Raw genomic sequence first — 25,414 nt, forward strand, 5'->3', positions numbered from 1 at the left:
TGCATGCCGCACTGCATCCCGCAGTAGCAGCAATGCGTTGTGACTAGTTTTTCACCTTTGCGAATCTGGTTCTTTACGCCTTCTTTAACGAGAAACTGGCTCATCTACTTTTTCCTCCTTTGAATCCTGGTCAAGTCCGTAAAACTCTTCCGAACGTTTTTTGCTGAAGCCTGATATGTGAATACCGTTATTTGTATTAACCGGTCCGTATGGGTTGCCTTTTGGTGCTTCTAGATTCATTTGTTTTAATGCTCTCATCCTGCGGCGGCAGCCTGTGCAATAATCTGAAAGGTATGAGCCGTCCGCAAGCTGCAGGTCGAAATTCTGGCTTTTTAATATTGCCTGGACATCCGCAATCTGGTCATCATTGCTGTATGGCTGTCCGCAGCTTTTACATGATTTCGTATCCACTTTGACCACCTCTTGATAACTCATTGGTACAGCTGTTGCCAGCGGCCTGATTGGCACGTGGAACAGTTTTCCGAATGGGAAGTACATCAGCATGATGATGACTGTTACCTGGTGGATGAGTGACATATAATGATACATCCAGCCATCAAGGAATGTGAACATGATTGTCAGAATCAAGCCTGTAACTGTCACTGCCAAAAGAATAATCAATGGCAGAATATCGAACTCGAATCGCTGGGTTACTTTTACATCGTAGTCAGTGATGCGTCGGTAAAGGGCCATCCCCGCTCCGATCAACACCATGATTGCGCCGATATTCAAGCCGTTATAGACGATCTCGGCGAAAACCCCGTCAGCTGCCATCGTGATGGTCGGCATATCGAACACGATGATCTGGTATGTTCCCGGGTCAATCAGGTCAAAACGCATCCATCCAAATGTAAGCCCGAATGTAATCGCGAATGAGATGATGCAGCCCCATGAAATCATGAAGTGCTGAATTCCGCGGTAAATACCCCGCTGGAAAATGAATTTTTGCAAAATGATATTATCAATCAATGTTTTGACTAAAGCTTTTGAATTTCGTTTCACTCTTTCTTTATTAAAAAGATTATCAACACTCCGCTTTGCCACCCTGTTCGTGGCTTTGCGCCACATCCAGAAGCTCACCCTGATAGTCAGGCCAATCGCAAAGACCACCGATGAAATTACATATCCCAGAAGCGCCATATCGATATGGACAAACTTCGAAGTTGAATACCACATTGAGAAGAACAATATCATCACAACGACAAAGGAATACATGCTTGTTTTGGAGTAAAAAGATTTCTCGAATTTGTACAACTTTGCTACCTCCCTGTAAATCGTTCCCGATTTCAAAATTCATCTTATCATGGAAAAACAGTCATAATAGGGTTAAATTGTAAACACTTTGTGAATAGTGAAAAATTGATTTAATAATGTTTAGTAGCCCTAACCTCCACTGTGTACCTTACTTAACTAAATCTTAAGGGAGGCAGATTAAAAGATATGTGAAGTCCGTCACACCAGAATAAGTGGACACAAAATCGTAATAAATTCGTGATGGACTTAACAATTTGGAAGCTGGTATTAGGCAACAACAAAAGTCATATTCAGCCTGTTTAATGGATGTTAAAATGGGGAGCCTTGGGTAAGTTGAGTTATTAGAAGTCAGGCATGCTTATGCCCTATACTTAAACTATCAAGCTAGAAAGGTTGGGAAGTTATGGACAATTTCAAAGCTTTTATGGTAAACAAGACAGATAGTGATTTTTCAGCAGAAGTAAAAACGATTGGACTGGATGATTTGCCTGCTGGTGATGTAGTGATCAAGGTTGCCTATTCGAGCGTCAACTTTAAAGACGGACTTGCGAGCATACCGAACGGCAAGATTGTCAGGTCCTATCCGTTCGTGCCTGGCATCGATCTTGCCGGCACGGTTGTCCGTTCAGATGACAGTCGCTTCAAGGAAGGCGATGAAGTCATCGCCACCAGTTATGAAATAGGTGTTTCCCACTATGGAGGGTTCAGTGAATTTGCGCGTATTCCAGCAAAATGGATTGTGCCTTTGCCTGAGGGGTTAAGTTTAAGGGAAGCAATGGTTTTCGGAACAGCTGGGTTCACCGCAGCATTGTCCGTGCACCGATTGGAAGAGAATGGGCTTACTCCAGAAAAAGGAAAGGTTCTCGTTACAGGAGCAACTGGAGGAGTTGGCAGCGTTGCTGTGGCGATGCTGGCGAAAAGAGGGTATCACGTCGTTGCCAGCACAGGGAAAGCTTCGGAGCAAGAATACCTTCGCAAAATTGGAACTGAAGAAATCATCAGCCGTGAAGAGCTCGTTGGTGAAAAGACGAAGCCTCTCGATCAGCAGCTTTGGGTTGCAGCCGTTGACCCCGTCGGCGGAAAAACGTTATCTGCGATCCTCAGTAAGCTAGAATACAACGGTTCTGTCGCAGTCAGCGGCTTGACTGGCGGAACAGATGTCCCAACAACCGTGTTCCCGTTCATACTGAGAGGAATAAACCTTCTTGGCATCGATTCCGTATACTGCCCAATGGAGATGCGAAAGCTTCTTTGGCAGAGGATGGCAACCGACTTGAAGCCAGAAGGATTATTGGAAACGATTGAAAACGAAGTGTCATTAGATGAACTGCCTGGCGTCCTTTCCAGAATATTAAAAGGTGAGAATCGCGGACGGACGATTGTGAAAATGTAAAAAAAAGCCCGAATCCAGTTTAATTTACTGGTTTCGGGCTTTTTAAGAGACTAATTGATATTTTTTTCGTTAACTATGTGCTGCCAGCTGCTCTGAATCTACTTTTGCAAGATGACCGCAGTCGTTCAGGAACATTACAGCCTTCTGGCTGCCATTCAATCTAAGCAAATGGATTCCGGTATCTCCAGTAGGAAAATAAGTATCCGATAAAACTGGCAGATTCAAGAACGCTCTTAACAGGTTAGAAATCATTCCGCCGTGCGAGACAATCGCGATTCGTTTCTTTCCTGCGCTTTCTGCAAGAATCTTTGAAAATACTGTTTGCGCACGGAAACGGAATTCAAGTTCGGATTCCCCTTCCTCAATCGCCTCATGAGGTTTCCTGCCTCCCTCAGGCTCTGGATAGCGAATCTTTGCTTCTGCATATGGCACCCCTGCCAAGACTCCATTGTTAAACTCTCTCAAACTTTCCTCTTCGATGACCTGAATTCCCGTTTCCTTACTGAGGATTTCTGCCGTTTCTCGAGCACGTTTCAAAGTGCTTGCCCAAATGACTTCTGGCATGTATTTCTCTTTTACCACTTTAGCCATTTCCTTTGCCTGCCTGCGTCCATGATCCGTCAGCAGCAAATCCGCCCGGCCTTCATGCACCTGAAGGATATCCCCTTCCGACTCACCATGCCTGATCAATAGAATTTCCATGTCTTTTCCCCTTTTAAAAAAGTATATTAAAAGTAATTCTGCATGGTCCTGAAAATCCCTTTTAACGACGGTAGAATTTGGATAAATTCATTAAGTGAACTCTTTTTTTCCCATAAAAAACGACTCACATTTTCACATGAGTCATTTCCCCTATTTTACAGGACCAAGGCTTGACCTTCTGATTACCTGGTTAATTACTTCAGAAAAGACTAATCCGACGGCTATTGCACCTGAAATCATTGATGCCTTAGCTGCCAAGGAAAGAGCTACACTATAATCATTTTCCACGAAGTTCCTCATCGCATCGTAGGCAAGGCCGCCTGGCACAAGCGGGATAATTCCCGCTACGCTAAAAATAATGATCGGCGTCCGGTAGGCCTTCGCGAATACCTGGCTGACAACGGCAATTAAAAATGAGGCCATCAATGTGGCTAAAACTGCCCCAAATCCATTGACATCAAGTGCAAAATAAAGCAGCCAGCCTACCATCCCGGAAATGCCGCATTTGACCAGCGACTCTCTCGGTGCGTTGAAAATGATCCCGAAAGCCGCGGATGCTATAAAACTCGTTAGTAGCTGTTCAACATAAATCATCGCTTTTTCTCCTATAAAAAAGATAAAATGGCCGCAATCCCCGACCCAATAGCAAATGCCGTCAACAGTGCTTCTGCACCTTTTGATAACCCTGAAACCAAATGCCCAGCCATCAGATCCCTAACCGCATTCGTGATCAGCAATCCCGGTACTAGTGGCATAACTGAGCCTATGATAATTTTATCAAGCTCCTGCCCGAGACCAAATTTAATGAAGAAGAACGACACCATCCCAATAAAGAAGGATGACAGGAACTCAGCGAAAAATTTAACTGGGACAATCTTATGAAAGTAAACAACCAGGAAAAAGCCAATTCCCCCGGCAGCCATCGAAGGCAGGAAGTCCAGCCAGCTTCCCTGGAACATAATTGTAAAACAACCACTTGCGATAGCAGCCGCAGCAATCTGGACTGCAAACGAGTATGTTAAATTAGCTTGCTCAATCTCCACAAGGAGTTTGCATGCTTCTGCCAATCCCACTTCACCGCTGCTTATTTTCCTCGAGATGCTGTTGACCATGGCGACTTTTCTTAAATCTGTCGTCCGCTCCGAAATCCGCACAAGCTTTGTACGTTCGGGGCCTACCCCTTCTACTGAAAAAATAATCCCGGTTGGTGTTACATAGCTATGCGTCTGGTTAATGCCGAACGCAGAAGCCATCCGCGACATCGTGTCTTCCACCCGATATGTCTCAGCACCGCTTTGAAGCATGATTTTTCCAGCCAGCATACAGGCACGCATAACTTCGAATGTTTGATCCTGATTCTCCATAAAAGTCCTCACTTACCAATCCGTACTGTGTAAATTTCTTTATCAGTTTAAATCATAAGAGTGCATGTTAGCAACAATATAAAAGCCAGTCCTATTAAACGGACTGGCCTCTGGCATCAAAACTATGAAATTGCTTCTTTTGGCTGGCGGACTTCTTTTGATTTGCGTCCCTGCATAATGGTTAAGATCAAGGCAATGATCAAAAACAAACTTGATATCTGGAATAAAGCAGCAATTGAAAAATATTGTGCCATCACACCAAAAACAAAACCGCTGATGCCTATTCCAAGGTCAATCGAGGAGAAGAACATGCCGTTAGCGACTCCACGGCGGTTTGACGGCGTCGTCATGGATAAAGTCCACGACTGGAGTGTCGGAATCAATGAGCCAAACCCAATGCCGAATAGCACCCCTGCAACGGCGATCATTAGGTTGGAATGGGCAAAGGAAAGTACCCACATGCCGATGAAAGTGACGGCTATCGTTACGATGACCAGCCCTCTTGGCCCCTTCCGGTCAAACCACTTTCCTGCAACCGGGCGAGAAAAAGAAGCGAGAATCGCGTTAAACAGATAAAAAAGGAAAATTTGATCGATTCGCCGTTCCTCAGCAAAAATGACAATGAACGTAACAATAGCTCCATACCCTAAACATACCATCAGGGTAACAAATGCCGGGAACCATCCTGATTTTTCAACCAGGGAGCCTAGATAGGTGAATTTTAAATCCTCTCTCTTAGCATTAAGTACTTCATCAGGAGTTTGATATTGTACTGTCCCAAGTAGTATGAGTGCTATGACACCAAGCGCTCCTGATATATAGACGAGATTTTCGAATGAAGTGACCTGGAATAAGAATATTCCAAGACTTGGAGCGATGATCATCCCGATGGTGATTGAAAGACCATAATACCCCATACCCTCACCTAGACGGGAGTTGGGGACTACATCGACTGCAGCCGTTCCATTCACCGTTGTTGACCATCCCCACGCAAGACCATGAAGCAGGCGAAACCCCAGGAAAATAACAACTACTTGAGACAACGGATACAGGAATGTAATCAATAACAGCAACAGCGCCCCAATCAAGACGAGAGGTTTTCTCGCTCTGTACTCCAGCAAAAAACCGATAAACGGCCTGCTCAAGACTGCCCCGATTGAAAAAAGCGCTGTGACAAGTCCGATTTCAGTCCCGCTGGCGCCAATTGACTTTATATAAGGTGGCAATGTTGGAATCAGCATCTGGAAGGACATGAAAATAAACAGGTTTCCTACCATCAGTTTTATGAACGAAGAAGTCCATAAAGGCTCTTTTGTTTGTGACAATTTGTTTCTCCCCTTTATTTGCAGCTGTTCTTAAACAAAGAAAAAAATCTTCCACACGAGAAGATTTTATATATACATATTTCGCATTTCTAAATAATAGCACAGCAAGCTCTATAAATAAAAGGAAAAAATTGTTTCATTGAAGATACTTGGGATTGTGTTGCTTATTCGATTTATTTAATTCATTAAAAATGCTCGACTTAGCAGGTTCCTGCCTTCCTTCCATGCTCATGACCATTTCCGGAAGGTAGTCATTCAGGACTTTTTTGAATTCGCCGACAGTCAGGGGCTTGGCGTCATCCATCAACTCATATCCCAGCTGGCCATTAGGCTCGATTGTTGCCGTCTTTATATCTTCCAGCCTGCTGATTCCTTTATTTCTCATTCTCATTTCCAGTTGGTCAACAGTAAGGCGCATCTTTTTCAGCGTCTTGACATTCAACTGTCCATTTTGAATCACGACCTTGGATTTTCCCGTAATGAACTTTTCAAAGAAATTCATTTTTAATTCCATAGTTTCCATAATCAAGATAGCAGCTACAAATACGGCCGCACCAATAATAGCCTTCCACACACTTTTCTCGACAATCGGCTGAACAATAATCGTACCAATTGAGATCATCACAATCGTCTGGGCAAGGGTCATTTGCGAAATTGACTTTCTTCCCGCGACCCTCAATAACAAAATTCCAGAAACAATTAACACAAAAGCTTTCCAAATAAAGTCTAACTCCATTATCCATCCTCCTCTGGAATTACTTCTAATAATTTCTCCAAAAAAGGAATTTTTATGATGAATTTGTTAGGTCGCCCAGCGTTTTAAAAAAACGGCATATACAAGTGTAATGCCGTTCTTGGTTATTAAACTTCTTGTCCTGCTCTCTTCTCAATGACAATTTCTTTTCTAACCACATTCACTGGATTTGAGATTGTATCATCCACCGGACAGGTCTTAGCAATGAAATCTGCCAGTGCTCTGATGTTTTCCTCCGGAGATGGCGATTTAATATAGTAGGTATAGCGAATATCTGAATAGCCGCGACGCACATCTGACTTGTTCATGAAACCATCGGTATCAAGGTCCCCTTCCAATTCGACGCGGAAATCCTCTAATTCCACTCCGAATTTTTGGCTGTACACTCGGGCTACGATGGATTGGCAAGCTCCTAAGGCACCAAGTAGCATTTCCACAGGATTCATCCCCTGGTCGGTCCCTCCTAAATTGACAGGCTCGTCAATCGTGATATGGAACCCCCTCGCCTGGACATCAACCTTTACACCTTCTTGCAATTCAGCAGTGGCTTTAAAAATTTCTTTTGGCATGATATTCCCTCCTTTTATTCTACACCTTTATTTTCCATTTTTTTCCGAAAAATCATTCACTAAAACGCAAGGTACACAAAAGGTTCATCATGTTTTGTACAGATTGTGAAAAGATTAACAATCTGTACAAATTTAGAAATAGTAACAGATTATAGTCCATCTAGATAAAGGGAATCCCTTATAGGCTTTTTCTTAACCACTTTTTTCTATTGTATTTCCCTTTCATTTGAGTTAGCTTGATATTAAAACCCGAATATTCTGAAAGGGGGATGCTTTGGATGCTTGATTGCAGGGATGAGGTTTTATTTTATACGAAGCAGCTTGTGAACATCGGGAGCATTGTCAATACAAGTGGAGAGAACGAAATTGCCCAGGCACTTTATACGATGATTTCATCGTTTCCTTATTTTATAGAGAATCCGTCACACGTGATCAAACCGCAAACACAGAATGATGTACTCGAACGGTACAATGTCATGGCTTTTGTTAAAGGCACAAAAGGAAACAGCAACCGTACTGTCATTTTGATGGGACATCTTGACACAGTAGGAATTGATGATTTTACACAGCTGGCTGATTTGGCATTCGATCCAGACCAACTGCTTGTTGAGCTTAAAAAAGAGAAGCTGCCACCGCTTGTAGATCAGCATGCGCAATCAGGTGAATGGATGTTTGGACGCGGGGTGCTTGATATGAAGAGCGGCGTCGCTTCCAACCTTTATCTCCTGAAATACTTTTCTGAACACCCAGAGGAGCTCGATGGCAATCTTGTTTTTTTAACGGAGTGTGATGAAGAGGACAGTTCGTATGGAATCCTCTCTGCCGTCAAAGACCTGAACGTTTGGAAAGAAGATCACAACTTTGAATATGTCGCTGCAGTCAATAGCGACTTTGTCTCACCACGGTATTCGGGAGATAAAAACCGCTATATCTATAAAGGAACTGTCGGAAAGCTGCTCCCTTCTTTTTACATTACAGGCTCTGAAACGCATGTCGGTTCCGCTTTCGAAGGCTTGGATCCGAACCTGATTGCTGCTGAACTGACCAGACAAATCGACTATAATCCTGAACTGTGCAATGAATCACTCGGTGAAACGACAATGCCGCCGGTTTCTTTGAAACAGATGGACCTGAAGCCAAACTATACTGTGCAAACGGCTCTGGCTGCTTATGTTTATTACAATTTCTTCATTCACTCCTGGACGCCAAAGGATGTTTTGGAGAAATTGAAGGAGCAAGCTCATATTGCTTTTGAAAAAGCATTGAAGCTATACGAAGAGCGTTATCAGCAATTTTGCAAAATGATCAGTGAGCCAAGTAGGGTGATTCAATGGAAGCCTAGGGTAATGACTTATGAAGAAATGGAAGCTGAACTCATCAAGACCCATGGCACTGATTACACTGCCCACATGGTGGAATTTAAGGATGATCTTCTTCTAGATGCCAGCCTGGACCTAAGGATGTACGCAGCCAGAGTGGTCGAAGAAGCCTGGAAATGGATGCCAGACCAGAGTCCGGCAATCATTATCTTTTACTCCTCCCTCTACTCACCGAGGATTGAAGTGGCCGGTGAAACCGACGATGAGCAAAATCTGATTAAAGCTTTGGACAGCGCTGTCAAAACGGTACAGCCGGGATACGCTGAGCCAATCGTTGTCCGCAGTTTCTTTCCTTATATATCCGATATGAGTTTTGTCGCTTTGAGTGATGATGATGAAGCTTTGGACTTCGCATCCCGGAACAATCCAAGCTGGGGAACGAAATTTTTCGTGGACTACCAGGAAATCCGCGAGCTCAATGTGCCAGTGATTAACATTGGACCTTATGGGCTGGATGCCCATAAACGATATGAACGGATGGAAATAGACTACTCTGTTAAAATAGTCCCGAACCTGACTTTCGAAGTCATCCGGAATCTTTTAGCGGAATAATCAGCAGGTGCCTTGATTTAAGGCACCTTTTTGATATTTCACCACTTGTTTTTCCGCTTTTTTCTTATTACTATATAGTTCAGTGGAAATATATTATAGTAATCATTAAAATAAAGATAATGAGACTGATCAAAGGAAAGGCTGATTTAATTGGTAGAAAACTCTAATTTTATAAAAACGATCATAAAGGAAGATTTGGAGAGTGGCAAGCGCGATAAAGTCGTGACTCGATTCCCTCCAGAACCAAACGGTTACCTACATATCGGTCACGCAAAATCCATTGTCATCAACTTCGGCCTTGCAGATGAATTCGGCGGCAAGACAAACCTCCGATTCGATGACACGAACCCGCTAAAGGAAGACCAGGAATTTGTCGATGCCATCAAGGAAGATGTTGAATGGATGGGCTATGAATGGGAAGGATTGTTCTTTGCATCTGATTACTTCGATGAAATGTATGACCGTGCTGTCCTGTTGATCAAAAAGGGATTGGCGTATGTCGATGACTTGTCGGCTGACGAAATCCGTGAGTACCGCGGGACACTCTCAGAGCCTGGCAAGGAAAGCCCGTATCGTGATCGTTCAGTGGGAGAGAACCTTGATTTATTCGAGCGCATGAAGAATGGTGAATTCGGTAATGGAGAAAAAGTATTGCGTGCGAAGATTGACATGTCTTCACCAAATATCAATCTTCGTGACCCGGTCATTTATCGAATTTCCCATGCAACACACCATAACACAGGCGACAAATGGTGCATCTACCCAATGTACGCTTTTGCCCATCCGATCGAGGATGCGCTTGAAGGTGTAACCCACAGCTTGTGCACGACCGAGTTCGAAGACCAGCGTCCGCTGTACGACTGGGTTGTCCGTGAGTGTGAAATGGAAGCAACACCTCAGCAAATCGAATTCGGCCGCCTGAACCTGACAAACACGGTCATGAGCAAGCGCAAACTGAAGCAGCTTGTCGAAGAAGGATATGTCGATGGCTGGGATGACCCTCGCCTGCCGACGATTTCCGGCTTGAGAAGACGCGGCTTCACGCCAGAAGCTATCCGTGAATTCGTAAAAGCAGCAGGAGTTTCCAAAGGTTACTCCACGGTTGACGCACAAATGCTCGAGCACTTTGTACGTGAAGACCTTAAGTTGAAGGCTCCGCGTACGATGGGAGTGCTTCGTCCATTGAAAGTCGTCATCACGAATTATCCGGAAGGCGAAGTGGAATGGCTCGATGCAGACATCAACCCTGAGAACCCGGAAATGGGCACGCGCAAAATCCCATTCTCCCGCGAGATTTATGTTGAACAGGACGACTTCATGGAAAACCCACCAGCGAAGTATTTCCGCCTCTTCCCTGGCAATGAAGTACGTTTGAAGCATGCTTACTTCATTAAATGTAATGAAGTAGTTAAGGATGAAAATGGCGAAGTGGTTGAACTTCACTGCACATATGATGTAGAAACAAAGAGCGGATCCGGCTTCACTGGCCGTAAGGTAAAAGGAACTCTCCACTGGGTAGATGCAACACATGCACTTCCAGCAGAATTCCGCCTGTATGAGCCGTTGATTTTGGACAGCGAAGAAGAAGAAGCTGAAGAAGCAGACAACAAATCATTCCTGGATTACGTGAATGAAAAATCCCTGGAAATTGTCAACGGCTTCATCGAGCCAAACATGAAGGACGCCAAGCCGCAGGACAAATTCCAGTTCTTCCGCCACGGCTACTTCAACGTCGATCCAAAGCACACAACAGAAGACAAGAAAGTCTTTAACCGCATTGTATCGTTGAAGAGTTCGTTTAAGCTTTAATAATTGGTATAGTGACCTCCCCGGAGTTTAGTACGGGGAGGTTTTTGTTTTATTGTTGTTCAGGCTAGTTGCTAGCGGGCTGAGTTCGACAACTAACCTTGCTGAATAACGACTTTTTCTTGACAGCTTTTCCGTGCTCGCCCCCAAACCTGTCATAATAACGACTTTTTCTTGACAGCTTTTCCGTGTTCACCCCCAAACCTGTCACAATAATGGCTGTTTTTTGATAGCTTTCACATAAATCTCTCCCAATCTGTCTGAAACACATGACACAAAAATCTCAATTTTAAAGGAAATCTGCTTTTCACCTAGAATTTTATTAAGCAACAATTTTAACAGAGGTGAGCATAATGGAAATACGACGATTAAATGGTGGGGATGCTGAGAGTTACCGGGATCTCCGCCATGAAGCCTTGCTTAAGAATCCTGAGGCGTTTAGCTCGAGTTATGAGGACGAGATGAATTATGAAGCATTAGATTACAGGCAGAGGCTGGATAGTAAATTAACATATACATTTGGCGCGTTTGACGGAGGTCAGTTGGTCGGTGTTGTCACGCTTGTGCCAGAAGGAAAGGTCAAGCTGAAGCACCGCGCAAATATCTTTGCCATGTATGTGACCTCCTCACAGCGCGGTCGGGGTTCTGGGAGGGAACTTGTAAAAACAGCAATTCAACAGGCTGAACAATTAGAAAGCGTTGAGCAAATCTATCTCACAGTCAATGCCAGCAATGAGCCAGCCAAAGGGCTATATGCTTCTCTTGGCTTTAAAACCTATGGAGTGGATAAGAAAGCCATGCGTATTGATGGCATCTATCATGATGAAGAATTAATGGTGTTATTTTTATAAGAGGCCTGAATTGGCCTTTTTTTCATGTTTATTTTTTGCTGAAAAAGGAAGTAGGTATAAGATGAGTCTTTTCAGGAAAGGAGATTGTCCATGTTTTTAGACGCTTATGTTAACCAAAAGGTGCAAATTAAACTGAAAAATTTTCCCGAAAGCATGATTGGCGATGTCACAGGAATTTACCAGCCAGATGAATGGTATCTTGTAAAAATAGTACATGCGGAGAATATGGGGATTTGGGTTGAAAACCCTTGCTATAAGCGGACTCCCGTCCAGAAAGAAGATGGAACCGCAATTCCCTCCGAAGACCAGGTCGAGGAAACATGTATCACCCACATGTTCCTGCGCTGGGATTATATCGCCTCTGTGATCACCTTCCCGGATGCAGATCCAATGGCTGACAAGAAGGCCAAGTTAATCGGGTTTCAGCCGGATGTTGATTAGAAAGTAGAAAAACGCTGCCGAAAGATCCGGCAGCGTTTCTACATTTTTTACTTAAAGATTAATACTTTACCAACTGAACCGTCAGCACTTTGTCCTACTACACGGAACTTCAAACCGTGACTAGGAACATTGCGGCCAGCGTCAACCATGCCTAGATTGCTGTAATCAGCGCTATCGTCGAATAATGGATTGCGCTTAGTAAAGTTGTCCTTCATTGTAAACAGGCCAGGATAGTTCAAGAACATTTTTTCTGACTTATCAAGACCGAATGCAGCATCATGAACCTGGTAACGAGTAGAACCAACAGCTCCATCGCTCCAGTAATTTGTATGCTGGTCAGCGTCTACGACTCCCAGGAATCCGTCTCCAGGGTGAACACCTGTCCAGTTGTTATCGTAGGTTTCATCGACATACCATACGACTAAACCTTGATCGTATGTCATTAAGCTATCTCCACGGCGGATGTTTTTCAGTCCTTCATCAACACCGTTATGGGATCTCCACTCTAGTAAATAGTAGTTTTTAGAAAAGAATTTACCGTTATCCTTTTTAAAACCATTAAGAGTAAACTTGGAGTCACCTTCTACATCATCTGTAAGAACCTTATTACCGTCAACAGTAACGGTAATATCATCAACATAAAAACCAGGATTTGCTACATATGGGTCTGTCCAATAGTTGAATTCAATTGTAACTTCTTCACCAACATATGATGATAGGTCAAATTCAGCATCTACCCACTTTTCATTGGTTGATCCTGTAATTCCGTTTCCGGGATTTTGTTGATTCGGATCATCCGCAGTTGTAATATTACCAGCAACTGATTCACCATTTACCTTTACAGAAGCATAATCCCAATCTGTTTCAATATCATACCATGCCTTGAAATTTAATTTAGCATTCGCAGCATTTGTAAGATCAACTGTTGTAACCATAGAATTGTCTAAGAGGTTCCCACTTCCACTGAAATACTCATACTCACCACTCGTCGGAGTATTTACAGTATTCTCTTTATCAGGTAGGTCAATTCTTACTGCATCATTGTTGGTACCCTTTGTTACTCCTTCATCAAGTAAAATGGTTGTACCCTCACTTGTAATATCATCAGAGTTTAATGTTGTTCCACTTAACCAATTACCATCATGCCATTCCTGAAGTTTTTCTTTTGCATATGGACTAAATCCTGGTGGTTCTGTTCCGCCAATCTTACCTGCCCAGCTACCACTTGCCATAACTGACCAGTAAGCTACAGCTTCCCCAGTACCACTATAAACCGTGTCATATTCATCAGGCAGTCCTAAATCATGACCGTATTCATGAATAAATACACCAGCTGCTCCGTCTTCAGGTTCAATAGTGTAATCCCAAGCTGCTAACACACCACCCCAACGATCACTGTCAGATGATCCACCAGGAACAGCAATAGGTCCAGTACCTAATTTCGAACGGTGAGACCAAATAGCATCTCCTCCAAGAGCACCTCCACCTGCTTCCTCACCTACACCAGCATGGATAACCATCAAATGGTCAATAATTCCGTCTGGCTCCGCGTAAACACCGTCATCATCATAGTCATCGCGATCCCATTGATCGTATTCGCTCAAATTTACCTTTGGATCATTAGCCGCTTGAATAAGGGCTTCGTATACCAACATCTGAGGGAAATAATCGTTACCATCAGGAGCAGGATCATTATTTCCATAATATGCAGCAGGCTGAGATGCAGTATACCATCCGGCTACAGTTCCTTCTACATTATAGCTACCACCAGATTGCTGGTCATAATACTGTTGCATGGAAATGAATTTTTCTTTATTAGGACCTTCGTATCCATTTTCTCCAAAAATCATATTTTGATAATGTTCCTCAGTATAATCGTCATAATAAAAATCTGTTTCATCTTCTTGAATTGAATTTCTTGGATAATCAGGGAAATCAATTTTAAGCACTAAGACTTTGTCTGTGCGGACATCGCCGTTATATTCTTCTTCTTCTACTCCATTTACTCCATTTTTGTTAGCTTGTCCTAACTTATTTCCTTTACCTTTTTTAAGAGAAGTAGATTCGGAGTCTTTAGATCCTTCCTTCACATTATCAATTGGTTTCGGCAATCCATCTCTTACTTTCAAACCACTTTTAGCTCTTGCGTTTAAGTATTTCTGCAACCCCTTCTCAGCCTCAGCGGGTGTTGCATCCTTAGCAATCTTTCCTTCTTTCTTCAACATTTCTATCAATCTCTCGTCGTTCGCGATGCCTAAATCAATTGATGCTCCTCCATGGGCCTCGTAGCTTGACTTCTCAACTGCCTTTACTGTTGCCGGACCTGCAGACGCGAATGATAGCGTGCTTGCAAGCATTGCGGTCATCGTAATGCTTGATAGGACCTTAAGACCTAAATTTTTCTTCAAATTCCTACCCCTCTCCTTGAATAGATTTCAGAATATTTAGTGCAATAATATTTTATCAATTAAACTTTATTTTTACAATATTTTAAATTATCAAATTATTCTACTAATTTCGTGTGTATTTTCCAAAAAACTACTAAATTTCTGCTATGAAAGTCCTGTATTTCGACATGTAAAAATTTAGACCTACTAAACTATTTAATTTTTACAATAATTTGTATAATGGAAGGAAAGAACTATTAAACTTGGAGGTCTCCCTATGATAAAAGTTGGAGTGATTGGCCTGGGTGCGATTGGCCAGCGTTTGATAAAAGGTTTTCAAGAACACCCGGAGATGGAAATTGCGGCTGTGTGCGACTCTATGGAAGCAAGAGCGAAGGAAACGGCAGCCGAGCTTGGTGGTATTCTGGCTTATGCCAATCATCAAGAAATGCTCGAGAATACTAAGTTAGATCTTGTATATGTCGCTGTTCCCCCTAAGTTCCACCATGCCGTTGCATCTGATGTACTTGCGAAAGGGATACATATTTTATGTGAAAAACCGCTGGCCAACTCGGTTGAGGAAGCTGAGAGTCTATTAAAACAGGCGCAGGATGCGGGTGTGGTCCATGCGATGAATTTCCCGCTGAACTATAGTGCTGGCAGCAAGACATTTGAAAAATTAATCAAAGAAAACTTTGTTGGCAAGCTTAGAAGAGTTCAATTGAAGATGCACTTCCCAGAATGGCCGCGCCCTTGGCAACAGAATGCATGGGTTGCGAGCAAGGAACAGGGTGGTTATGTTCTTGAAGTCGGGGTCCATTTCATCCAGCAGCTGCAAAAGATTTTTGGGTCAGTAGAGGTAAAGAATGTCCAGATTCAATTCCCTGAGGACCCGCACGCCAGTGAAAATGCGATCCTAGCAATCTTGAATCTGGCGGATGGTACACCAGTATTTATTGATGGCATGAGCCAGATTGCTGGCAAGGAGGAGATTGCCTTCACCGCTTATGGAGAAGAGGGTACGTTATCCCTCTTGAACTGGGGACAGCTTGCAGGCCGCAAGCTTGGCGAGGATACCCTGCCATTGGAAGTTGATAACTCCCTGACAGATTCATTGGTTGATAATCTTGTAAAAGCGATCAAAGGTGAAGAAGCAACAATTATTGATTTCGCCGCTGGTTATGAGGCACAGGTTATATTGGAGCAACTCAGGAAAGGTTGAGAGCGCAGGATATGCGCTCTCTTTTTAATGACTGCTGCTTGTCAGCCAATCCTCAAATAACCCCTGGACAAGTTCACGCTTCTCAACATGCAGCATATGGCCTGCACGATCCAATACAGCCATTGTGGAATTCGGGAACTTATCCAACAAAGGAAAATGATCTTTGTAACCACAAATATAATCCTGCTTGCCAAGAATCAGCAGTGCCGGATTCGATAGAGTCTGCACATCGTGAAATGGTTCATCAGCTAGGTAATAACGTTTGGTCTTCCAATCCGAACCAAGAAATTGACGATTGGCCAATAATCTGCCAGGCTGGATTTCTTTCATGAAGGCCGCTAGTGATTTTTCATTTTGATAGATGAAGAGGGTCTCGAATGCTGCCCGGATATCAGGATCAAGACTTGAAAGCAGCTCTTCATCCTTCTCTAAAACAATTCGTTCTGGCAGATTCCTTTCTTTTACATGCAATGCTGGGGCCAAAAGGCAAATCCCTTTTACATGGCTTCTCCTGTTATGAAAAATCCCTTGGGCCAAATATCCCCCAAAGGAAGCACCAATCAGCGAAAATTCTTGTTCCTCAAAAGTATCATCAATAAAGTCAAGCAGATTTCCAAGTAAGTCATCCGTTGATTTCACACTATCGTCAATAGTACTCCGCCCATGGGCAGGTAAATCAATATATACTCTTTGGAACCCTTCAATCTTTTTAAAAACAGGTTCAAGCCAGCCTATCATCGAAAGATGGTCTGTACCCATAGCATGAAGAATCAGCAAGGGAAACCCATCCCCAATGACTTCATAGTGAATACTGCCCTTTCTTACCTTGCAATCCACAGCTTCATCTCCTCTATCTCAGCCATTCTTCATCCCACTGAAACTCAGTCTCTTCATTATCATTTTTCAAAAAAATGCTCTCAGGATAAGGCAGTGCAAATTCTGGCATACTTTCACTGTTGAAGTAACGGAGCATTGCAGTCTCGCTGTCGATTGGCTTATATTCGCCTCCAATTTGGCTGCAATCAAAAACGAACACAATATACTCAACCTTGTGGCCGTTTGGGTATTCATAACGAAATTTTTCCCCACCAAAAACACCGAGTAATTTTTCCGGAACAACATGAAGACCTGTTTCTTCCCATACTTCTCTGACAACTGCTTCCGCAGGGGCTTCTCCTAATTCGATTGCTCCCGCTGGCAAGCTCCACTTCTCTCCATTTCCTTTGTTCTGGAATAAAATTTCCCCGGCTTCATTCCTGATGATTCCTGCCACGCTGGGCATAAAAATCAGGTCGCTTCCCACTTTGTTTCGGAGCTCCTGATAGTAATTTGACATTCCCATTAAACACTCACCACCTTATATATCCATTCGCTGCTTCACCAGTTTTTTCCTCTTTTAGGCAATAGCCCATCACTCTCCGCGTTCACCTACATATTTTATAGAGAATTTTATACTCAGGCTAAAACTAAGGAGTGTGCCCGTATGTATCCGAATCACTATGCTTACAGTCCGCATCAATTTGACCCTTATACTCATTATGATTTCAATTATTACACGCAACAGCAGGAACCACATGACCACTCAAGGCAGCCGGCTCTCGAACGAAGAGTCAGTCAGCTTGAACGGCAGATCCAGGTTCAAAAAACAGAGCTGGATAGACAGAATAAAGAGATTGGCCGACAAAACAGGGAGATTGCAAGGCTTAACAGGGAAATTGGACGTCTTAATAATGAGGTTACCCGCCTAAATCAAAACGACGAGCGGCACACGCGCCGTTTAAACCGTTTGAACCAGAGACTCCGGACGGTTGAAAACCGTTTGAATATTCCGTTCCAGGCCTCTGATGGAGATTTTTAATAGCAATTAAGGACCGAATCTAATTCGGTCCTTTGCATATTTTCCCAAATAAAAGAGAAGATAAATTAAAAATAATCTTAATTTTAGTTGGATAAATTGTGCTACTATAGATAAGTAACACTTTTTTAAATTTCGTGAGCCTGATGCTTACTTTTTAGGAGTCAAGATATGAAAAAAAAGCAATATGTCCTGATCTTTTTCATACTGAGCATTGCCTGGATTTTCGGAACAAATTACCTGCTCAATTTATACGCTCCTTCAGACTTTGTTGCCATTATCGAACATACTAAGGAAGTCCTTTATGTTTTGTTGGCAGGATGGTTTTTCTATTTTTTCATCTCGAAGATGGAGGAATTGAGTGCTTCAAAAGAAGAAGAAGAGCGACTGTCCACGCTGATCAATTCAATGGTCGATTTCGTCAACTTCAAGGATGGAGAAGGCCGATGGATTCAGGCCAATGATTTTGGGTTGAAACTGTTTGATATTGAAAACGTTGACTATAGAGGAAAGAAAGACTCGGAGCTTGCGGAATACAGCAATTATTTCAGCGATGCATTAAGATATTGCGAGATATCCGATGAAGAAGCATGGAATGCAGGCGGAATCATCCGTGTCGAGGAAGTGCTTCCACAGCCGGACGGAACCACCAAGACCTTTGATACGATTAAAGTGCCGCTTTTCAATGATGACGGAAGCCGGCAAGGCCTTGTCATAATGGGCCGGGATATTACTGAACGAAAATACGTTGAAACTCTCCTTGAAGAGAGCAGGCAGCAATACCGGTCATTATTTGAGTATAGTCCTGATATTGTTTCAATGCTCGACTTGAATGGGACGATCACAAACCTTAATCCGCAGTTTGAAAAAATCACTGGTTATAGCAGGGACGAGTATATCGGAAAAAACCTGGCAGATTTAATTCCGGATTCCCACAGGCAGATTGTTCTAGATAAGGTTGCCAATGTGGTTGAAAATCACTGCCCTCAAATGTTTGAGCTGGAATTACTGCATAAGAACGGTAAGCCGCTCATTTTCCAGAGTACTTCCCTTCCGATTATTGTGAATGACAAAATCGCCGGGATTATCTGCAACTCAAGGGACGTTACGGAGCTTCGCCAAACCGAGGAGCGTTTGCGAAGAACGGACAAGCTTTCTGTAGTCGGTGAGCTATCAGCAAGTGTCGCCCATGAAATCCGCAATCCGCTTACATCTTTAAAGGGACTTGTTCAGCTATTGCAAATGGAGGATGAGAAGCATCAGCTTTACTACCAGATCATGATCGATGAACTGAACAGGATCAACCACATCGTCAGCGAGTTGCTATTATTGGCCAAGCCGCAACAAATCAAATATATAGAAGCAGATTTGCAGGTTATTTTACATGATGTCATCTCACTTTTAAAATCAGAAGCGAGCCTGCATAATATCCAAATCGAGTTTCAGGTACAAAGCCAGCCCGTCATGATTGAATGCGAACCGAATCAGCTGAAGCAGTTGTTCATTAACATTTTAAAGAATGCAATTGAAGCATCTTCATCGGGGGATGTCGTCAACATCACACTCGAGAGCTTTGATAACAATGTTACAGTTGTGGTTAAGGACCAGGGTGTAGGGATATCCAAAGAGCTGCTCGAAAGAATTGGTGAACCTTTTTATTCTTCCAAAGAAAAAGGTACCGGACTCGGAATGACTGTCAGCTTTAAAATTGTTCAATCTCATGATGGTACAATCAAGTTCAAAAGCGAACCTGCTATAGGTACAGACGTAATCGTTCAATTGCCGATCAAGCACGCAGGTAAAGTAAGAGGAATCGAAACAACAGCAAGATAAAACGCGAAAGGATCAATCCTTTCGCGTTTTTTTAATCCTCATCTTTAATATCGATATCCTCAGGCACCGGTTCATTCATGATTTCTTCAACAAGTTTTTTATATTTCTCCATCTGTTTCATATGCGTGTTGAATTGATCTTTGTATATCAAATAATCGTCGCCATCGTGAATGGCCCTTATTTTCCGCTGAAAAATCATCTTTTCTACTTTCGATTCCGGGATCGATAAATATTCTGCTGCTTCTTTTACTGTCAAATACACCTTGGTTCAGTCCTTTTTCTTATTTTTAGCCGCAAGCCTGTCAACCAGCTTTTCTGCTGTCCTTCTGTAAAAATTGCTTATATTAATGAGTGAAGCAATCAATAATACCGTTTCGAGTTCCTCAGGTTCATCTGCCCCCAGCCTCTTCACTTCCTGTTTAACATCTTGCTCCGTTTTCAGGACATCCTCGCTGAACATTTCAACATTTTTCTCATAAAGCTTCAAATAACTTTTATAAAAATGACCTAGTGGAATGTCCCCCGACTCAGTCCTCTGGTTAACCCCTTCCAGAGTCTGCTTGATATCCTGGATTGATAAACCGCCTTTTAGCTGATAGATCAAACTGATCAGGATCAAGTGCTCCTTCGAATACTTTTTATTTTTTATTGGGAAGAATAACTTCCCCTTCGAGTAATTGTTGATCATTGTTTTCGTCAGGACTTTTTCATCCTCATTCCGTGTCGAGCTTCCAAAATTCTTTTCGAATAGCTGGATTACCTGATCCATGTACAAGTCGATTTCCGGGATGTCTTCCAGTGCGATATTGTTTTCAAGTTTGAGCTCAGCCAGCAGCTGTTCTAGATTATTCAATAGTAATCCCTCATGTTTTTTATTTTATTATAATGCAAAAAATCACTATCGTAAACATTGACTACGTATCGTTATGTGTATATTATTATAAGTAGTTATTAAAACTACATAAAACAATATGGAGGTTAAGAATATGAACAGCTACATCCGCGAACCAATCAATGGCCTGACCCATCTGGCTGGTGCTTTACTCTCCTTTGCAGGTCTGCTTGCGCTCGTCATCAAAGCTTCGCTTACCACAGGCTCAGCACTCGCTATTACATCCGTCACTATTTTTGGCATCAGCATGATCTTGCTGTATACGGCTTCGGCCACCTATCATATGGTCATCAGCAAAGATAGTGTGATCGCCTTTCTTAGAAAAATCGACCATTCCATGATTTTCGTATTGATTGCCGGAACCTATACACCGTTTTGCCTGATCAGCCTGAATGGAGTCACAGGCTGGACTTTGTTCGGCATCATTACATTCGCTGCTTTGTGCGGAATCCTTTTTAAAATGATTTGGTTCAGGAGTCCAAGATGGCTGTCGACCTCTATCTATATTGTCATGGGCTGGATGGTTATTTTCGTGGTATCTCCCCTCTCATCCGTGTTAAATCCAGCCGGAATATTCTGGCTGGTTGCCGGGGGAATCATGTACACGATTGGTGGCGTCATTTATGCATTGAAACCTGACTTCCTTCGCTCCAAGCATCTTGGATTCCATGAGATTTTCCATATTTTCATTATGCTCGGAAGCACTGCGCATTTCCTGAGTGTTTACTTGTATGTTCTATAAAATTAGAAAAGGCGCCTGTAAACAGGCACCTTTTTCTAATAGAACATCCTTCTTTTTTGTTTTTGGGCAGGCTGGTACTTCCGCATCGGACCGTAATCCAATACTTCCTTCAAATAATAATCACCATTTGGGTTTTGCTGCTTAAGCAGTTCCGTCAAATATGTAATGTCATCCATCGCCCTGTGCGTCTGGAATTTCGAGATGTTGTGCGCCTGCAGCAAAGTCAGCAGCTTGCTGTTAGGAAAGCCGTGGTTCTTCCATTGAACATTTTTCATCGTGCAGTACCATTTCATCTCGTTGACTTCTGGATACATCCTGAATAAAAAACTTCTGTCGAAGGAAGCATTATGGGCAAAAATCGCATCGGTGCGATTGAAATAATCCATAATTTTTTCATCGTAAAATGTCTTTCCTCGAACCATGTCATAAGAAATCCCATGAATCCGGTACGCTCTGTCATAATTTCTTTGTGCGGTTGTCGACAGCGGCTCCCTTAAATAAGAATCTTCATCAAGAATGTCGATTATTTCTCCTGATTCCTCGTGAAAGGAAAACAGCTTCACAGCCAGTTCTATTATTTCATCTGAATCCGGACCAAGTCCAGTTGTCTCTACGTCCACTACTAGTCCAAGCTTGTTCTCTTTGTTCAAAAATGTCACCCTTTTCAGCTGGAATATATGATTCTATCATTTATCATATAGCAGGAATTCTTCCATTTCCAGCTAAAGACATACGTATGAAACTATTTCCAAATTAAAGCTTGCTGGTCATTTCAATACTTCCACCAGCATTCTTCAAAAAAACCTTCAAAAGAACAAAACCTAATGTTGCCCCAGCAAGTGAACTCGCAAGGAACGCAGGAATGAATCCGAATACAGCTGCCTCCTGGCCAAGAAAAAGCACCGCAATTGGATAGCTGGCAATTGCACCGATAATTCCGGGCCCAACTACTTCCCCAGCAAAAGCGAAACCTATTTTCTTCGTTTTCTTATACAAATATGCAGCCAGGAGCGCACCAATCATGCTTCCTGGAAAGGCAAAGACTGAACCAGTCCCCATCAAATTCCTCAGCAGTGATACGCCAAAAGCCTGGGCTATCGCGTAATATGGTCCAAGCAGCACTGCAGACAATATATTGATGAAATGCTGCACAGGAAACACCTTCACAATACCAAGCGGGATAAACAGCATATGGCTGGTCATTGTACTGATGGCTATCATCATCGCAGTAAGTGTAAGCTTTTGTGTATTTCTAATTTCACCCTCCGTTTAGCGGAAAATTTCCCCTCTTAATCTTGAAGCTGCTTCACTGACGTCATCTGCATGGCTGATCGCAGTAATCACTGAAACTCCATCGGCTCCGGCTTCCATCACGAGCGAAGCATTCTCATCGGTAATTCCTCCGATACCGACAATAGGAATCTCAAAATTTTTTAACTCCTCGATAAGTCCAGTTCCCTGAACCGCTCTTGTATCCTTCTTTGTATCTGTTGGAAAAATCGGGCCAACGCCAAAATAATCCGCACCTGCAATCTTTGCCTTTTCTGCCTCTTTTACACAATGCACCGAAACTCCCAGAATTCTGTCACCGATTTTTTTGCGGACCTCCTGTGCATCCTCATCCTCCTGGCCAATATGGACGCCGTCCGCCTCGAGCTCAAGAGCCATTTCGATATCATCGTTCACAATAAACGGTATGCCGTTTTTATTGCAGATTCTTTGCAGCTCCTTTCCCAGCGCCAGCTTTTCCGCCCCTTCAAGGCAGTTACTCCCTTTTTCACGAAACTGAAAAAGAGTGATACCCCCGCGCGCCTCTTCCAGCACTACTCGAGGATCCTCCAGGCAATTCGTACTGCCGGCGATAAAATACACCTTAAGCAAGCTTCTCATTTTACCGTGACTTATCCTTGCCATGTCGCGATCCTTCCTTTCTCCCTGTTAAAAGCCCAATGGTTTGTTGGGCCATGGCCTTGGCCAATACTCAGCGGGTTTGCGATGGCAGCATGGATGAACTCCTTCGCCAAAGATACCGCGTCATATACTGTCAATCCCTTCGCAAGCTGTGCAGTGATAGCAGCGGAAAAAGTGCAGCCAGTACCGTGCGTGTTCTTCGTTTCAATTCTCGGAACAGAGAAGAACTCAAAGTCTGCACCATTAAAAAGGAGATCAACAGATTCATTCGCATCCTCATCATGGCCGCCTTTTATGACGATGTTTTTTGCTCCAAGGGCATGGATGCGCCTGGCTGCTTCCTTCTTGTCAGCATGACTGTGAATAGTCATCCCGGTCAGCACTTCTGCTTCGGGAATATTTGGTGTGACCACGAGGCAAAGCGGAAGCAAATGATCTTTCAGGGCAGAAACGGCTTCCTGCTGGAGCAGTGATGCTCCTCCCTTGGCAATCATGACCGGATCGACAACTACCTTATCCCAGGAGAAATGCTTTATTTTCTCAGCAACGGTTTCTATGATTTCAGCGTTAAAAAGCATTCCTGTTTTTAATGCATCGACCCCTATATCCTCACCGACAGATTGGATTTGCTGGGCGACTGCTTCTGCCTCCATCGGAAAGACTCCCTGTACCCCAAGCGTATTTTGCGCTGTTACAGCGGTCAGCGCAGACATCCCAAATACTTTCAGCTCCTGGAACGTTTTTAGATCCGCCTGGATACCTGCACCTCCACCACTGTCCGACCCAGCAATTGTCAAAGCTTTATCCATATCAATCGACCTCCTTTCGAGTAAAAGACATTTTCTCAATCAGATCGTTTCCACCAATCAGATAGAGCTGGTTTAAAAATTCTATTTGAAAGCTTCCCGGTCCGAGAACCGCACTATTATCAGCAGCAATTTCCGCTGCCACTCCATAGATGGTTACTGCGGCGGCTGCGGCTTTGAGCATATTTTTTTCAACAGCAGTGAATGCGCCGATTACGGAAGTCAGCAAACAGCCGGTGCCCGTCACTTTTGTTAGCATTGGGTGCCCATTATGGACTTTACATGCAGTTTGCCCATCGGTAATCATGTCGTCTTTACCAGTAAGGACAACAATCGTCTTCAGTTTTTTTGCGGCTGAAACAGCAAGCTCGAAAACATCCCCATTTGATTCACCTGCATCTACTCCACGTATACTCCAATTATCCCCGGCAACATTGGCAATCTCGGATGCATTCCCTCTGATAATCGCAATCTCCAATTCTTCCATCAGCCTTCTTGCCGTTTCGGTGCGGTACTGGGTCGCGCCCGCCCCCACCGGGTCCAGGATAACCGGCACTCCATGCTCGTTCGCCGCCTTGCCGGCAATAAGCATTGACTCTACGACCTCAGGCTTCAGCGTTCCAATATTGAGAACAACGCTCCCGGCTATCCTCGCCATTTCGGCAATCTCCTCTTGAGCATATGCCATTACCGGGGAAGCCCCCAGAGCCAGCAATCCATTGGCAGTGAAATTGGTGACCACAACATTGGTGATGTTATGCACAAGCGGGTTCTCTCTGCGGACTTTTTCAAGCAATCTAGCAATCTCTTTCTTTTCCATCCTGTAACCTCCTTGAAAAAATAAAAAAGCCAGATCCATAAGTGGACCTGACTTAAAAGCAAAGTAAGAAAACATCTCTCACACTACTTTCCTACGCTGGTATTACCCAGATCAGGTCCGAAGGGTTAAAAGACATAACGTCTTTCTCTCAGCCCGTAACAGGGCACCCCTAGTAGTAAATCGAATATTCAATTATTTCCATCCTAACCTTAACTTTTATTTATGTAAAGAGATAAAATACTATTCTGCTATTTTTCATTATTTAACAAATCTTTGATTTCTTTGAGCAGTTCATATTGCTTATTCTGTTTTTCGACGATTCTATTAGCCAATTTCTCCAGTGTTTTGGTAATGGACCACAAGGCCAATAGCAGGACAAGAATCAAGCCCAATTCATTCATCTTTATCCACTTTCCCCTCAGTAATATCATCAAATGGAGTATAGTTGTTGCTTGGCAATTTTCCGGATGTGATTATTTTATAGATCGAATAAAACACGACAGACAGGACAATGGCGGTTAAAATATATCCCATAATTCCCCAGCCTCCTTTTTTA

Annotated in this window: 28 protein-coding genes and 1 riboswitch; of the genes, 9 read left to right on the forward strand and 19 right to left on the reverse strand. The window is 43.2% G+C overall.

The features are described from left to right. Window positions 1–84 precede the first annotated feature (84 nt). Window positions 85–1,254: an MFS transporter gene (locus ACH0QE_RS03155; RefSeq protein ID WP_415799253.1), complete on the reverse strand. Its 1,170-nt coding sequence runs from the start codon at window positions 1,252–1,254 to the stop codon at window positions 85–87. Window positions 1,255–1,657: 403 nt separating this feature from the next. On the opposite strand from ACH0QE_RS03155, the gene ACH0QE_RS03160 reads away from it, so the two are divergent. After that, on the forward strand, window positions 1,658–2,647 hold the full coding sequence (locus ACH0QE_RS03160) for an NADPH:quinone oxidoreductase family protein (RefSeq protein WP_415799254.1): 990 nt from the start codon (window positions 1,658–1,660) through the stop codon (window positions 2,645–2,647). 69 nt (window positions 2,648–2,716) lie between these two features. Here ACH0QE_RS03160 and ACH0QE_RS03165 read toward each other — a convergent pair whose 3' ends face one another. From ACH0QE_RS03165 to ACH0QE_RS03190, 6 genes are all read right to left on the reverse strand, one after another. Next, on the reverse strand, window positions 2,717–3,349 hold the full coding sequence (locus tag ACH0QE_RS03165; protein ID WP_415799255.1) for a histidine phosphatase family protein: 633 nt from the start codon (window positions 3,347–3,349) through the stop codon (window positions 2,717–2,719). A gap of 150 nt (window positions 3,350–3,499) precedes the next feature. Then, complete coding sequence (locus ACH0QE_RS03170; protein WP_415799256.1) at window positions 3,500–3,943, reverse strand: threonine/serine exporter family protein; 444 nt, start codon at window positions 3,941–3,943, stop codon at window positions 3,500–3,502. 11 nt (window positions 3,944–3,954) lie between these two features. Then, a complete protein-coding gene (locus ACH0QE_RS03175) occupies window positions 3,955–4,713 on the reverse strand; it encodes a threonine/serine exporter family protein (RefSeq protein ID WP_415799257.1) in 759 nt (252 codons plus the stop codon). Between the two features lie 122 nt (window positions 4,714–4,835). Next, window positions 4,836–5,990 (reverse strand): MFS transporter, encoded by a 1,155-nt coding sequence (locus ACH0QE_RS03180; protein ID WP_415799281.1) that lies wholly within the window; start codon window positions 5,988–5,990, stop codon window positions 4,836–4,838. Window positions 5,991–6,174: 184 nt separating this feature from the next. Next, window positions 6,175–6,774 (reverse strand): DUF421 domain-containing protein, encoded by a 600-nt coding sequence (locus tag ACH0QE_RS03185; protein ID WP_415799258.1) that lies wholly within the window; start codon window positions 6,772–6,774, stop codon window positions 6,175–6,177. Between the two features lie 125 nt (window positions 6,775–6,899). Next, entirely contained in the window at window positions 6,900–7,361 is a 462-nt protein-coding gene (locus ACH0QE_RS03190) for an OsmC family protein (protein ID WP_415799259.1), read from the reverse strand. A gap of 278 nt (window positions 7,362–7,639) precedes the next feature. On the opposite strand from ACH0QE_RS03190, the gene ACH0QE_RS03195 reads away from it, so the two are divergent. From ACH0QE_RS03195 to ACH0QE_RS03210, 4 genes are all read left to right on the forward strand, one after another. Next, window positions 7,640–9,292 (forward strand): M20/M25/M40 family metallo-hydrolase, encoded by a 1,653-nt coding sequence (locus ACH0QE_RS03195; RefSeq protein WP_415799260.1) that lies wholly within the window; start codon window positions 7,640–7,642, stop codon window positions 9,290–9,292. Between the two features lie 150 nt (window positions 9,293–9,442). Continuing rightward, window positions 9,443–11,101 (forward strand): glutamine--tRNA ligase/YqeY domain fusion protein, encoded by a 1,659-nt coding sequence (locus tag ACH0QE_RS03200; protein WP_415799261.1) that lies wholly within the window; start codon window positions 9,443–9,445, stop codon window positions 11,099–11,101. A 350-nt stretch (window positions 11,102–11,451) separates the two neighbouring features. After that, window positions 11,452–11,949, forward strand: a complete 498-nt coding sequence (locus ACH0QE_RS03205; RefSeq protein WP_415799262.1) for a GNAT family N-acetyltransferase — start codon at window positions 11,452–11,454, stop codon at window positions 11,947–11,949. A 90-nt stretch (window positions 11,950–12,039) separates the two neighbouring features. Beyond that, on the forward strand, window positions 12,040–12,390 hold the full coding sequence (locus ACH0QE_RS03210) for a hypothetical protein (protein ID WP_415799263.1): 351 nt from the start codon (window positions 12,040–12,042) through the stop codon (window positions 12,388–12,390). A gap of 47 nt (window positions 12,391–12,437) precedes the next feature. Here the strand turns inward: ACH0QE_RS03210 and ACH0QE_RS03215 are convergent, their stop codons facing one another. Beyond that, complete coding sequence (locus tag ACH0QE_RS03215; RefSeq protein WP_415799283.1) at window positions 12,438–14,756, reverse strand: immune inhibitor A domain-containing protein; 2,319 nt, start codon at window positions 14,754–14,756, stop codon at window positions 12,438–12,440. Window positions 14,757–15,054: 298 nt separating this feature from the next. On the opposite strand from ACH0QE_RS03215, the gene ACH0QE_RS03220 reads away from it, so the two are divergent. Next, the gene (locus ACH0QE_RS03220) at window positions 15,055–15,999 is read left to right on the forward strand and encodes a Gfo/Idh/MocA family protein (protein ID WP_415799264.1); all 945 of its coding nucleotides are present in this window, start codon (window positions 15,055–15,057) and stop codon (window positions 15,997–15,999) included. A 24-nt stretch (window positions 16,000–16,023) separates the two neighbouring features. Here the strand turns inward: ACH0QE_RS03220 and ACH0QE_RS03225 are convergent, their stop codons facing one another. Together ACH0QE_RS03225 and ACH0QE_RS03230 are read right to left on the reverse strand one after the other, a co-directional pair. Further along, the gene (locus ACH0QE_RS03225; protein ID WP_415799265.1) at window positions 16,024–16,836 is read right to left on the reverse strand and encodes an alpha/beta fold hydrolase; all 813 of its coding nucleotides are present in this window, start codon (window positions 16,834–16,836) and stop codon (window positions 16,024–16,026) included. A 13-nt stretch (window positions 16,837–16,849) separates the two neighbouring features. Then, complete coding sequence (locus ACH0QE_RS03230) at window positions 16,850–17,341, reverse strand: NUDIX hydrolase (protein ID WP_415799266.1); 492 nt, start codon at window positions 17,339–17,341, stop codon at window positions 16,850–16,852. A gap of 141 nt (window positions 17,342–17,482) precedes the next feature. Here ACH0QE_RS03230 and ACH0QE_RS03235 point away from each other — a divergent pair, with 141 nt between their 5' ends. Then, entirely contained in the window at window positions 17,483–17,857 is a 375-nt protein-coding gene (locus tag ACH0QE_RS03235; protein ID WP_415799267.1) for a hypothetical protein, read from the forward strand. A 168-nt stretch (window positions 17,858–18,025) separates the two neighbouring features. Continuing rightward, window positions 18,026–19,687, forward strand: coding sequence for a PAS domain S-box protein (locus ACH0QE_RS03240; RefSeq protein WP_415799268.1), 1,662 nt, complete (start codon window positions 18,026–18,028; stop codon window positions 19,685–19,687). Between the two features lie 31 nt (window positions 19,688–19,718). On the opposite strand, the gene ACH0QE_RS03245 is transcribed toward ACH0QE_RS03240, so the two are convergent. Together ACH0QE_RS03245 and ACH0QE_RS03250 are read right to left on the reverse strand one after the other, a co-directional pair. Then, window positions 19,719–19,949: an excisionase family DNA-binding protein gene (locus ACH0QE_RS03245; RefSeq protein ID WP_415799269.1), complete on the reverse strand. Its 231-nt coding sequence runs from the start codon at window positions 19,947–19,949 to the stop codon at window positions 19,719–19,721. Between the two features lie 6 nt (window positions 19,950–19,955). Beyond that, on the reverse strand, window positions 19,956–20,540 hold the full coding sequence (locus tag ACH0QE_RS03250; protein WP_415799270.1) for a DUF1836 domain-containing protein: 585 nt from the start codon (window positions 20,538–20,540) through the stop codon (window positions 19,956–19,958). Window positions 20,541–20,673: 133 nt separating this feature from the next. Here ACH0QE_RS03250 and trhA point away from each other — a divergent pair, with 133 nt between their 5' ends. After that, complete coding sequence (gene trhA / locus ACH0QE_RS03255; RefSeq protein ID WP_415799271.1) at window positions 20,674–21,321, forward strand: PAQR family membrane homeostasis protein TrhA; 648 nt, start codon at window positions 20,674–20,676, stop codon at window positions 21,319–21,321. A 35-nt stretch (window positions 21,322–21,356) separates the two neighbouring features. Here trhA and ACH0QE_RS03260 read toward each other — a convergent pair whose 3' ends face one another. From ACH0QE_RS03260 to ACH0QE_RS03290, 7 genes are all read right to left on the reverse strand, one after another. After that, window positions 21,357–21,971 (reverse strand): exonuclease domain-containing protein, encoded by a 615-nt coding sequence (locus ACH0QE_RS03260; RefSeq protein WP_415799272.1) that lies wholly within the window; start codon window positions 21,969–21,971, stop codon window positions 21,357–21,359. 103 nt (window positions 21,972–22,074) lie between these two features. After that, window positions 22,075–22,578: an energy coupling factor transporter S component ThiW gene (gene thiW / locus ACH0QE_RS03265; RefSeq protein WP_415799284.1), complete on the reverse strand. Its 504-nt coding sequence runs from the start codon at window positions 22,576–22,578 to the stop codon at window positions 22,075–22,077. A gap of 12 nt (window positions 22,579–22,590) precedes the next feature. After that, complete coding sequence (gene thiE / locus ACH0QE_RS03270; protein ID WP_415799273.1) at window positions 22,591–23,235, reverse strand: thiamine phosphate synthase; 645 nt, start codon at window positions 23,233–23,235, stop codon at window positions 22,591–22,593. After that, a complete protein-coding gene (gene thiD / locus ACH0QE_RS03275; protein WP_415799274.1) occupies window positions 23,223–24,041 on the reverse strand; it encodes a bifunctional hydroxymethylpyrimidine kinase/phosphomethylpyrimidine kinase in 819 nt (272 codons plus the stop codon). The genes thiE and thiD overlap by 13 nt, the downstream gene beginning before the upstream one ends. Before the next feature lies 1 nt (window position 24,042). Then, window positions 24,043–24,858, reverse strand: coding sequence for a hydroxyethylthiazole kinase (thiM, locus tag ACH0QE_RS03280; protein WP_415799275.1), 816 nt, complete (start codon window positions 24,856–24,858; stop codon window positions 24,043–24,045). Window positions 24,859–24,929: 71 nt separating this feature from the next. Continuing rightward, window positions 24,930–25,039: riboswitch (TPP riboswitch) on the reverse strand. Between the two features lie 67 nt (window positions 25,040–25,106). Continuing rightward, window positions 25,107–25,259: a hypothetical protein gene (locus tag ACH0QE_RS03285; RefSeq protein WP_415799276.1), complete on the reverse strand. Its 153-nt coding sequence runs from the start codon at window positions 25,257–25,259 to the stop codon at window positions 25,107–25,109. Continuing rightward, the gene (locus ACH0QE_RS03290) at window positions 25,252–25,392 is read right to left on the reverse strand and encodes a hypothetical protein (RefSeq protein WP_226601432.1); all 141 of its coding nucleotides are present in this window, start codon (window positions 25,390–25,392) and stop codon (window positions 25,252–25,254) included. Before ACH0QE_RS03290 ends, ACH0QE_RS03285 begins: the two co-directional genes overlap by 8 nt. Window positions 25,393–25,414: the final 22 nt, after the last annotated feature.

The sequence above is a fragment of the Mesobacillus sp. genome, from assembly GCF_047739415.1.
Lineage (GTDB): Bacteria > Bacillota > Bacilli > Bacillales > Cytobacillaceae > Mesobacillus.